Source organism: Sphingobacterium sp. UBA5670, from assembly GCF_002420705.1.
Taxonomy (GTDB): Bacteria; Bacteroidota; Bacteroidia; order Sphingobacteriales; family Sphingobacteriaceae; genus Sphingobacterium.
Map to the genome: position 1 here is coordinate 188,661 of NZ_DIIM01000004.1, position 1,661 is coordinate 190,321.

Annotated in this window: 3 protein-coding genes; all 3 read right to left on the bottom strand. The window is 32.5% G+C overall.

The features are described from left to right. Window positions 1–894: tetratricopeptide repeat protein (locus B3C94_RS05495; RefSeq protein WP_293900234.1), on the bottom strand; the 894-nt coding region annotated here is incomplete at its 3' end. A 222-nt stretch (window positions 895–1,116) separates the two neighbouring features. Beyond that, on the bottom strand, window positions 1,117–1,440 hold the full coding sequence (locus tag B3C94_RS23515; protein ID WP_414712636.1) for a DUF4135 domain-containing protein: 324 nt from the start codon (window positions 1,438–1,440) through the stop codon (window positions 1,117–1,119). Further along, the gene (locus B3C94_RS23520) at window positions 1,415–1,627 is read right to left on the bottom strand and encodes a PLDc N-terminal domain-containing protein (RefSeq protein ID WP_414712637.1); all 213 of its coding nucleotides are present in this window, start codon (window positions 1,625–1,627) and stop codon (window positions 1,415–1,417) included. Before B3C94_RS23520 ends, B3C94_RS23515 begins: the two co-directional genes overlap by 26 nt. Window positions 1,628–1,661 lie beyond the last annotated feature (34 nt).

The window sequence follows — 1,661 nt, forward strand, 5'->3', positions numbered from 1 at the left end:
AACATTTTCAATCTTTTTAAATGAAGACTTGAGTTCATTTGTATAAAACTCACTTGAGTCTTGTTTACCTAAAGAATTATAAGCACGTGCAAGATTAAGATTATATCTAACATTCTCCTCTGGCTCGGGATCAATATTCTTTGCACTCAGAAATAACGGTATTGCACTCTTATAATTCCCTTGTTCATAAAGTGCTACAGCTTTATTCTGCAAACATCCAGCTTCTTCACTTTTATCGCCGGACCTTCTACTGAGATCAATTGCGCTATCGAAATACATAAAAGCACTATCAATTTCGCCCTTCAGTAAACAGGCCTGTCCTGCTGACTGAAGAGAAAATAATTGTCTTGTTGGATCACTTTGATAATTAATAATTGCAGATTGATAATATTGCAATGCTTTGCTATAAGATCGCCGTTCAAAATAAAGATCGCCTATATTATAAAAAACCAAACCTTGACGGCTGGTCATTTTTTCCCTTTCCGCAATTGACAACGCACATTTATACTCGATAATGGCTTTATCAAAATGATTGTTTTCACGATGTAAACACCCGCTATAAAAATGACTAAGAAAATTCATGTCACTATTATTGTGACCAGTTTCATCAAAATAGTCCTTAGCCTCAAAAATTAGCGTATCTTGGGTTATATCCCTAGAGTTTTTATAATACAGCTGAACCTTAGTGACCAGATACTCCATATACAGTTCTTTGTCCAAACTGTTTAACGGCGTCAAAATTGAATCTATGAATCGAACAGCGCTATCAGGCCTATTTTCAGCCAAATCTTTTGCTTTTTCAAGTAGATCCTGTGCACCAGATTTTGGGCTACATGATGAAAGGATAAAAATAGATATAAATATATATAAACCTAGGAAAAAGCCATTTTTCATTTAAAATATCTAAAAATTAAGTATGAGCATAACACCTAACGGCGTAAACATTTGAAGGTGAAAAAAATCAAATTAACTTGTATACTCGTTCAGAAATATACGTTATTAATTGAATTTCTTTCGTTTAATCCAATTTAGAGCCTCTGGATGATTCCATGGTGTAAAAACACCTACATTGGGAAAAACTTGAAATTCTTCAGAAGGCATTTTCATATAATCACCTTAAGCCCTTTCTAAGTAACTTTCATAACCAATAGAATATTCATCTATAGCCTCGTTATTAATTTTGTGAGGTATATGTTCAATAAAGGAGTAATCAGTACGATTTAAGTATCTAGGAAACCAATATTTTATCGTATAATCTAATTCGGTATTAATATCTCTTATTAAATTATAAAACCAAATTTCATTGGTAAATGATTTGGGTTTATACCATATACCCTTTTCAGTAAAACTAATCCTGACCGCAAAAGAATTATTCTTATGAAGATCATAATGGCCGCAGGAAAGTCTGCTACGCTTACGCTTTATTTTTATTCGATGCAATCACCCAGTAAAAAAGACAGCCGATCATATTAAAGAGAATGATCATAATTATCCATAATATCTTTTTCTTTTCTTCAAGATCAGTATTCACAATAATCCGATAAACGGTATATATCATTACGATCAGGGGCATTAAAACCAGAAACAAAACTTCTGATCCTCCAAGGTTTAAAAATAGGTACTTCATCGCTTAAATTTGTTTATAAATTGTTGTTTAGTGC

Coding starts and splice junctions, on each gene's coding strand:
- B3C94_RS23520 (WP_414712637.1), bottom strand. CDS start 1,627: ATGAAGTACCTATTTTTAAACCTTGGAGGATCAGAAGTTTTGTTTCTG.